Source organism: Candidatus Streptomyces philanthi (assembly GCF_059553635.1).
In genome coordinates this window covers 1-8946 of record NZ_JCANQV010000248.1, presented here as the reverse complement: position 1 = coordinate 8946, position 8946 = coordinate 1, and the positions used below count along the sequence as shown (strand labels likewise).

Below are 8946 nucleotides of genomic sequence, written 5' to 3'. Positions count from 1 at the left end.
CCGTGTACGGCCCGCACGCCCGCCCCGTGGCCAGCACCACCACCGACGTCATCGCGGCCAGCCCGTACGCCGTGGTCACCAGCGACATCGTGCCCTGGGACGTCTCCAGGGACCGGTTGAAGTAGTCCGTCACCGCCAGCGACACCACCACCCGCACCGTCAGATACAGCTGCACCGCGCCGAACACCAGCAGCGCGCCCCGGACGTCCCGCCGCCCCCGGTAGGCCGACACCCCCAGCACCAGCAGGGCGACCACCGACCCCACGGCCGAGAACTCCGGTGTCAGGGACGGCAGCGGAGTGCCCGTCACCGACGCGTCGACCACCGCGCGCAGGAACCGCCCGCCGTCCGTCTCCCCGGCGACCAGGTCCGACACCGTCCAGGCCAGCCGCACGAGCCCCATCACCAGGAACAGCACCCCGCAGATCCGCGACGGACGCAACCGCCACGTCCCGTCCCACGGGCACCCGTCACGGCCGCGGCGCCCGGCCGCCGGCCGCATCGCCACCGCCACCACCAGGCCCGTCACCAGCCCCAGGCCGCGCGTGGCCAGCACCCAGCCGCCCAGCGGATCGACCGCGTACCGCCCGCGGTACCCCGCGTCCCACAGGCCCACGCACTCCCGCAGCGACACCGCGAGCAGCACCCCCGCCAGCAGCAGCGCCGCACTGCGGGCCACCCGCCGCCCGGCCAGCGCCGTCACCGCCACCGCCCAGAACGCCACCGTGAACGCCCACTCGTACGGGCCGAGCAGCGGCGCCGGAGCGCCCGCCCCCGGACGGAACAGGTCCTCGGCGATGTCCCACGCCGACCCGCCGGAGCGCCGCGCGTCGTACACCGCCCACGCCGTCAGCACCGTCCCGTACGCGGCCAGGCACACCCCCGCGGCCAGATACCCGCCGCGATGCTCCGCCGCGGCGCGCCCCGGGCCCGGACGGACGTCCCGCACGCCGCCGTCCCGCATCACCATGACCGCCCCCCGCTCCGCCTGCACCGGCCGCCGTACCGGCCCGTTCCGTGCCGCAGCCTCACTGTGTCAAGGACGGTGTGCGGTGCGGTGGAGGTTCCCACCCGTGTGTCGTGCGGGACGGGGCGCGGCGACGCCCGTCGCTCCGGCCTCCGTCCCGGAAGCGGACCACGGGCCCGGACACCCGCCCGGTTTCCGGGACGGCGGGCCCCGGAGCGGGAAGAACACGGGTATGGCGAGCTTCGGGGGCGAGGGCCGGCTGCTCGGTGGCCGGTACCGCCTGGAGGGATGGCTGGGACGCGGCGGTATGGGCACGGTGTGGCGGGCGACCGACACCCTGCTCGACCGTCAGGTCGCCGTCAAGGACGTCCGCATGGAGGACGGGCCCGACGGTCCGGGGGCGAGGGTGCGGCGCGAGCGTGCGATGCGGGAGGCGCGGGCCCTCGCCCGGGTCCGGCACCCGCATGTGATCGTCGTGCACGACGTCGTCGAGGAGGACGGCAGACCCTGGATCGTGATGGAGCTGGTCGAGGGGCAGTCGCTCGCCGAACGGCTCGCCGGGGGCGGCCCGCTCGCCCCGCGCGAGGCGGCCCGGATCGGCGTGGCGCTGCTGGGCGCGCTGCGCGCCGCCCACGCCCGCGGGGTGCTGCACCGCGACCTCACGCCCGCCAATGTGCTCGTCGAGCGGGGCACCGGTCGGGTCGTCCTCACCGACTTCGGCGTCGCCCGCCTGTCCGGCACTCCGACGCTGACGGAGGCCGGGGCGTTCGTCGGCTCGCCCGAGTACACCGCGCCCGAGCGGATGGCCGGCCGGACGGCGGGCCCCGAGGCCGACCTGTGGTCCCTCGGGGTGCTGCTGTGCGCGGCCCTCAGCGGCGTCACGCCGTTCCACCGCGACTCGCTGGCCGGGGTGCTGGACGCCGTCGTCCACGACGACATCGCCCTGCCCGAGGAGGCCCGGCCGCTGCTCGCCGTCGTCCGCGGCCTGCTCGAACGCGACCCGGGCCGGCGGCTGGGGCCCGGGGCGACGGAGCGGATGCTGCGGGGCTACCTCCGCTCGGGCCGCACCCCGGCGCGCGAACCGGGGCGCTTCGGGGAGCACGGACGCGGGCGCACACCAGGGCACGGGCACGGGCCCACGCCGGCGTACGGGCCCGGCGTACGCGCCCCGGCCCCGGCACCGGCGGGCGGTCACCACCCCGGGGTCCCCATCCCGGACGCCTTCGACGACCGGGCCCTGGCCGCCGTCCGCCCGCAGCCCCCGCACACCCACCGCACCCGCACCGTCCTCCTCACCGTGCTGGCCGCCGCCCTTCTGGTGGTCCTGGGGGCCGTTCTCCTGGCGGGGGTGGCGGTCGGCGGCGCGGGGGAGTGGTAGGGGGCGCGGACGCCCCCGGGGCCCGGCGGTCGCTGCCCGGAGACGGCGGCCCGGGGGCGCGGCCCGCCGCCCACACCCACCGCATCCCCCCTGACCAGCCCCAATGCGGCCAGCGTTCACTGGCGCGCTCCCGCCGTCCCGGAAAAGCTGTTACCGCCGGGTACACAAAGCGCCCGCGGGCGAATACCCTCGCCCGCATGACGGACACGCTGGACACCGGAACGGCCGCTTCCTCCCAGGGCGTTGCCCCCCTCGCGCCCCTCGACGGCAATCCGGTCGTACGCGCCGCCCCCGGCGCCCGGACCGCGGCCGATGTGGTCACCCCCGAGGTGGCCGCCCGCCTCACCCGGGGAGTGACCGGCAGCGGGCGTACCGCCAACCACGCCCCCTTCACCGGGGAGAAGCTGGCGGACCTGCCCGAGTCCACCCCCGAGGACATCGCCACCGCCTTCGCCCGGGCCCGCGCCGCCCAGGAGCGCTGGGCGCGGGTCCCCGTGCGCCGGCGCGCCGCCGTCCTGCTGCGCTTCCACGACCTGCTGCTGCGCCGCCAGGACGAGGTGCTGGACCTGATCCAGCTGGAGACCGGCAAGGCCCGGCTGCACGCGCACGAGGAGATCCAGGCCGTCGCCGTCGCCGCCCGCCACTACGGACGCGTCGCACCCGCCCTGCTGCGCCCCAAGGGGCACACCGGCGTCGTACCGGTCCTGACCAAGGTCACCGAGCTGCGCCAGCCGCGCGGTGTCGTCGGCCAGATCGCCCCCTGGAACTACCCCCTCGAACTCTCCGTCGGCGACGCCCTGCCGGCCTTCGCCGCGGGCAACGCCGTCGTCATGAAGCCCGACACCGAGACCGCGCTCACCGCCCTGTGGGCCCGCGAGCAGATGATCGAGGCGGGGCTGCCGGAGGACGTGTGGCAGGTGGTGATCGGCGAGGGCCCGGTCGTCGGCCCGGCCGTCGTCGCGCACGCCGACTACGTGTCGTTCACCGGCTCCACCCGCACCGGCCGCGAGGTCGCCCGGGGCGCCGCCGACCGGCTGATCGGCGCCTCCCTCGAACTCGGCGGCAAGAACGCCATGCTGGTCCTGCGCGACGCCGACCTCGACAAGGCCGCGGCGGGCGCCGTCCGCGGCTGCTTCTCCTCCGCCGGCCAGCTGTGCATCTCCATCGAGCGGCTGTACGTCCACGAGTCGGTCGCCGACGACTTCCTCCAGCGGTTCGCCGCCCGCACCCGGGCGATGCGCCTGGGCACCGCCCTCGCCTACGGCGCCGACATGGGCTCCCTGGCCGGCCCCCGGCAGCTGGAGGCCGTCACCCGGCACATCGAGGACGCCGTCGCCAAGGGCGCCGAGGTGATCGCCGGCGGCCGCCCCCGTCCCGACATCGGCCCCTACTTCCACGAGCCCACCGTTCTCGACGGCGTCGGCCCCTCGATGGCCGTCTGCGACGAGGAGACCTTCGGCCCCGTCGTCTCCGTCCACCGCTTCCGCGACGAGGACGAGGCCCTGGCCCGCGCCAACGCCACCCCCTACGGCCTGAACGCCAGCGTCTGGACCAGGGACGGCCGCCGCGGCCGCGCCCTCGCCGCCCGCCTCCGCGCCGGCACCGTCAACGTCAACGAGGGCTACGCCGCGGCCTACGGAAGCGCCCGCTCCCCGATGGGCGGCATGGGCGACTCGGGCCTGGGCCGCCGGCACGGCGCGGAGGGCCTGCTCAAGTACACCGAGGCCCAGACCGTCGCCCACCAGCGGGTGATGCCGCTCGGCCCGTCGTTCGGGATGACGGACGAGCAGTACGCCCGGTTCATGACCCGCAGCCTGCGCGCGCTGAAGGCGCTCCGGCTGCGCTGAGACGCCACCGACACCCCAGGGAGAGCCAGTGCCCCAGGATCACCGTGCCCGGAACCGGGACCCGGAGCGCGCCACCGGGCCCGGCGACGACGCCCACGACTACGACGTCCTCGTCATCGGCTCCGGCTTCGGCGGCGCGGTCTCCGCCCTGCGGCTGACCGAGAAGGGCTACCGCGTCGGCGTCCTGGAGGCCGGCCGCCGCTTCACCCGCGACACCCTCCCCAAGAGCTCCTGGGACCTGCGCGACTACCTGTGGGCCCCGGCGCTCGGCTGCTACGGCATCCAGCGCGTCCACCTGCTCGGCAATGTCATGGTGCTCGCCGGCGCCGGCGTCGGCGGCGGCTCCCTCAACTACGCCAACACCCTCTACGTCCCCCCGAAGGAGTTCTTCGAGGACCGCCAGTGGGGACGGATCACCGACTGGCAGGAGGAACTGGCGCCCTACTACGACCAGGCCCGCCGGATGCTCGGCGTCCGACTCAACCCGACGACGACGCCCTCCGACGTCCACCTGCGGGCCGCCGCCGAGAAGATGGGCGTCGGCGACACCTTCCACCTCGCCCCCGTCGGCGTCTTCTTCGGCGACGGGCAGGACGCGGACGGCGCGGTGCGGGCCGCGCCGGGCACCGAGACCGCCGACCCGTACTTCGGCGGCAAGGGACCGGCCCGCCGCGCCTGCACGGAGTGCGGCGCCTGCATGACCGGCTGCCGCCACGGCGCCAAGAACACCCTCACCGAGAACTACCTCCACCTCGCGGAACGCGCCGGCGCGGTCATCCACCCGATGACCACCGTCGTCACCCTCACCGAGGACTCGCGCGGCGGCTTCGCCGTCGGCACCCTGCCCACCGACGCCCGCCGCGAGGGCCGCGGCCGCACCCTCACCGCCCGCCGCGTCGTCGTCGCGGCCGGTACGTACGGCACCCAGACCCTGCTGCACCGGATGAAGGACAGCGGCCTGCTGCCCGGGATCTCCGACCGGCTGGGCGAGCTGACCCGTACCAACTCCGAGGCCCTGGTCGGCGCGCAGACCACCCCCCGCCGCTACCGCCGCGCCCACGGCACCACCCCCGACTTCAGCCGAGGGGTGGCGATCACCTCGTCGGTCCACCCCGACGCGCACACCCACATCGAACCGGTGCGCTACGGCAAGGGCTCCAACGCGATGGGCGCGCTCTCCGTCCTCCAGGTGCCGCTCGTCGCACGCCGCGGCGCCCGCGCCCTGGCCTTCGCCGCCCGGTGCGTACGGCACCCGACGCTGCTGGCCCGCTCGCTGTCCAACCACCGCTGGTCCGAGCGGTCCATCATCGGCCTGGTCATGCAGTCCCTGGACAACTCCCTGACGACGTACCGCAGGCCCGGCGGCCTCGGCAAGGGGCTGCTCACCGCCCGGCAGGGCCACGGCGCGCCCAACCCCGAGCAGATCCCGGAGGCGGCGCGGGCGGCGACCCTGCTCGCCGAGGAGATCAACGGTTTCGCGGGCAGCAATGTCGGCGAACTGCTGGGCACCCCGCTGACCGCGCACTTCCTGGGCGGCTGCGCCATCGGGGAGGACCCGGACCACGGCGTCATCGACCCGTACCACCGTCTCTACGGCCACCCGGGCATCTCGGTGGTCGACGGCGCCGCGGTCTCCGCGAACCTCGGCGTCAACCCGTCGCTGACGATCACGGCGCAGGCCGAGCGGGCGATGTCCCTGTGGCCGAACAAGGGCGAGGAGGACCCGCGCCCCGCCCCCGGGCAGCCCTACCGGCGGGTGACCCCGGTCGCCCCGGTCGCCCCGGCCGTCCCCGACGACGCGTTCGGCGCCCTGCGGCTCCCGCTGCTGCCCGTACCGCGGGTCCCGCCCAAGGAGACCGGCGGGGCGCGGCCACAAGCGCGGGGCGCGGAGGCGTAGGGCCTGTCGTCGTGAGGCGGGCGGGGGCGTGACGTCAGCCCCTGCCCCCGGGCAGAGCGAAGGGCCCCGGTACGCCGTCCGCGGAGGGGGAGTGCGGACGGCCACGGGGCCCTTGGCTTTCGGCGCCGACGTCAGGGCAGCGTCGGCACCGAGGGGCGGCGCTGGGGGGTAGCGCCGCTGGCTCTGGTGGTGCCCGTCCGGCAGGCGGACGGGGCCCTGCGCCCGCGCTGGCCGAAAGTGGCCGTTACGCGGGGTAATGCTTTTCCGGGCGGCAGGACCGGACACCACGCCCGGTTCCCCTCCCGCCACAGAGGGTCGCACGAGAGGCATCGTGCTGGATGCGCCTCGTCCGGCGCAACCGTTTCGACGGATGCGGCCGGTCCCGGGCGTCCCCAGGACCGACCACCCCATCGGAAGGCGACCGGTCCGCTGTCCCCTGCTGACCGGCCACCGCACCGGAACGAGGTCCCACGACACGGGCCGCGTCAAGCGGCCGCGTCTCACCGTTCCGGCGTTCCGCCCACGGGGCGGCGTCTACGCGTAGTCCTGCAAGGCCACGTCTGGCTGGCGTGGCACCGGGAACAACGACCCCTCGCGGCGGCCGGTCACGCGCCGTACGGGTGAGAGGACAACCGAACTCAGATCCGGCCACTGCACCCGGCGCGCCACCGCCCGAACCGCTCAGATCCGGCCACGCGACAGCTCCAGCAGCGTCATCGCCAGCGCGGTACCGGGGCGGCCGAGCTGCGCGCGGTAGTGATCGAGGATCTCCATCTCGCGCGAGAGGTTCACCCGCCGCCCGCCGGACGCGATCCGCTCGCGCTGGATGACGGCCGAGACGGCCATCCGCTCCTGCACAAGGCCGATGATCCGCCCGTCCAGCTCGTCGATCCGGCTCCGGGCGTCGGTGATGACGCCCACCGCCTCCGGGGTGCGCGCGCCGGTCTCCGTGGCCTTGGCGGCGGGGGACGTCGTGGTGTCGGTGCTCATCGCGGTGTCTCCTGGGGTGTGGGCGGCTCCCCGGGACGACGGCCCGACCACGCACGAACGCCCCGGACCTTTGTCGGCCCGGGGCGCCTGGGAAGTCGCTCGTCAGTGGATCAAGCAGCACGACCATGGCAGCCGGACGGGCCGGTGCCATAGGTAAAGACGAAGGTCAGCTGCTGGTACATGGCGCTCAGTATGGGCCCGTTAGGATGGAAAGTCCAACCCCCTGTTCCACACCGCCGGAAGGCCGCCGAAGTGCCATCTGCACCCCCTGCCGCACCGGACGTCGTCCTCGTCGTCGACTTCGGCGCGCAGTACGCCCAGCTCATCGCCCGACGCGTCCGCGAGGCACGCGTCTACAGCGAGATCGTGCCGTCCACCATGCCGGTGGCGGAGATGCTCGCCAAGAAGCCCAAGGCGATCATCCTCTCCGGCGGTCCCTCGTCGGTGTACGCCGAAGGCGCCCCCAGCGTCGACCGTGCCCTGTTCGAGGCCGGTGTCCCGGTCTTCGGCATGTGCTACGGCTTCCAGCTGATGGCCACCACCCTCGGCGGCACCGTCGACAACACCGGTGCCCGCGAGTACGGCCGCACCCCGCTCACCGTCTCCCGCCCGGGCTCCACCCTCTTCGAGGGCACCCCCCAGGAGCAGTCGGTGTGGATGTCGCACGGCGACGCCTGCTCCGCCGCCCCCGAGGGCTTCACCGTCACCGCGTCCACGGACGTCGTCCCGGTCGCCGCCTTCGAGAACGACGAGAAGAAGCTCTACGGCGTCCAGCACCACCCGGAGGTCATGCACTCCACGTACGGCCAGCAGGTCCTGGAGCACTTCCTCTACCGCGGTGCCGGCATCGAGCCGAACTGGACCACCACCAACGTCGTCGACGAGCAGGTCGCCGCGATCCGCGCCCAGGTCGGCACGAAGCGCGCCATCTGCGCGCTGTCCGGCGGCGTGGACTCCTCGGTCGCCGCTGCCATCGTCCAGAAGGCCATCGGCGACCAGCTGACCTGCGTCTACGTCGACCACGGCCTCCAGCGCAAGGGCGAGTCCGAGCAGGTCGAGAAGGACTTCGTGGCCGCCACCGGCGTCCAGCTGAAGGTCGTCGACGCCGAGGAGCGCTTCCTGACCGCGCTGGCCGGGGTCACCGACCCCGAGCAGAAGCGGAAGATCATCGGCCGGGAGTTCATCCGCGTCTTCGAGCAGGCCCAGGCCGAGCTGGTCGCCGAGGCCGGCGCCGAGGGCGAGGAGGTCGCCTTCCTCGTCCAGGGCACGCTCTACCCGGACATCGTCGAGTCCGGCGGCGGCACCGGCACCGCCAACATCAAGTCGCACCACAACGTCGGCGGACTCCCCGACGACATCGAGTTCGAGCTCGTCGAGCCGCTGCGCAAGCTGTTCAAGGACGAGGTCCGGATGGTCGGCTCCGAGCTGGGCCTGCCCGACGCCATCGTCCAGCGGCAGCCGTTCCCCGGCCCCGGCCTGGGCATCCGCATCGTCGGCGAGGTCACCAAGGAGCGCCTGGACCTGCTGCGCGAGGCCGACGCCATCGCCCGCGAGGAGCTGACCGCCGCCGGTCTCGACCGCGAGATCTGGCAGTGCCCGGTCGTGCTGCTCGCCGACGTCCGCTCGGTCGGCGTCCAGGGCGACGGCCGCACCTACGGCCACCCGATCGTGCTGCGCCCGGTCTCCTCCGAGGACGCCATGACCGCCGACTGGACCCGGATGCCGTACGACGTCCTGGCCCGGATCTCCACCCGCATCACCAACGAGGTCGCCGACGTCAACCGCGTCGTCCTCGACGTGACCAGCAAGCCGCCGGGCACCATCGAGTGGGAGTGACCTCCACGGTCCCCCCGACGTGAACGACGCC

The 8946-nt window shown here is 74.6% G+C and carries 6 protein-coding genes; 4 read left to right on the top strand and 2 right to left on the bottom strand.

All coding sequences use genetic code 11. The features are described 5' to 3' along the window. Positions 1 to 970: hypothetical protein (locus AC51EU_RS23295; RefSeq protein ID WP_496268994.1), on the bottom strand; the 970-nt coding region annotated here is incomplete at its 3' end. Positions 971 to 1199: 229 nt separating this feature from the next. Between AC51EU_RS23295 and AC51EU_RS23290 the strand changes: the two genes are divergently transcribed. The 3 genes from AC51EU_RS23290 to AC51EU_RS23280 all read left to right on the top strand — a co-directional run bounded on the left by AC51EU_RS23290 (position 1200) and on the right by AC51EU_RS23280 (position 6089). Next, the gene (locus AC51EU_RS23290) at positions 1200 to 2345 is read left to right on the top strand and encodes a serine/threonine-protein kinase (RefSeq protein WP_496268993.1); all 1146 of its coding nucleotides are present in this window, start codon (positions 1200 to 1202) and stop codon (positions 2343 to 2345) included. A 197-nt stretch (positions 2346 to 2542) separates the two neighbouring features. Then, positions 2543 to 4192, top strand: coding sequence for a succinic semialdehyde dehydrogenase (locus AC51EU_RS23285; RefSeq protein WP_496268992.1), 1650 nt, complete (start codon positions 2543 to 2545; stop codon positions 4190 to 4192). Between the two features lie 28 nt (positions 4193 to 4220). Beyond that, complete coding sequence (locus AC51EU_RS23280; protein WP_496268991.1) at positions 4221 to 6089, top strand: GMC family oxidoreductase N-terminal domain-containing protein; 1869 nt, start codon at positions 4221 to 4223, stop codon at positions 6087 to 6089. Between the two features lie 681 nt (positions 6090 to 6770). Here AC51EU_RS23280 and AC51EU_RS23275 read toward each other — a convergent pair. Then, positions 6771 to 7079, bottom strand: coding sequence for a chorismate mutase (locus tag AC51EU_RS23275; protein ID WP_496268990.1), 309 nt, complete (start codon positions 7077 to 7079; stop codon positions 6771 to 6773). 252 nt (positions 7080 to 7331) lie between these two features. Here AC51EU_RS23275 and guaA point away from each other — a divergent pair, with 252 nt between their 5' ends. Beyond that, positions 7332 to 8915 (top strand): glutamine-hydrolyzing GMP synthase, encoded by a 1584-nt coding sequence (guaA, locus tag AC51EU_RS23270; protein WP_496268989.1) that lies wholly within the window; start codon positions 7332 to 7334, stop codon positions 8913 to 8915. The last annotated feature ends 31 nt before the right edge of the window (positions 8916 to 8946 follow it).

Excerpts from the sequence above, each read along its gene's own strand:
- AC51EU_RS23290 (WP_496268993.1), top strand. The coding sequence starts at position 1,200 with ATGGCGAGCTTCGGGGGCGAGGGCCGGCTGCTCGGTGGCCGGTACCGC.
- AC51EU_RS23285 (WP_496268992.1), top strand. The coding sequence starts at position 2,543 with ATGACGGACACGCTGGACACCGGAACGGCCGCTTCCTCCCAGGGCGTT.
- AC51EU_RS23275 (WP_496268990.1), bottom strand. The coding sequence starts at position 7,079 with ATGAGCACCGACACCACGACGTCCCCCGCCGCCAAGGCCACGGAGACC.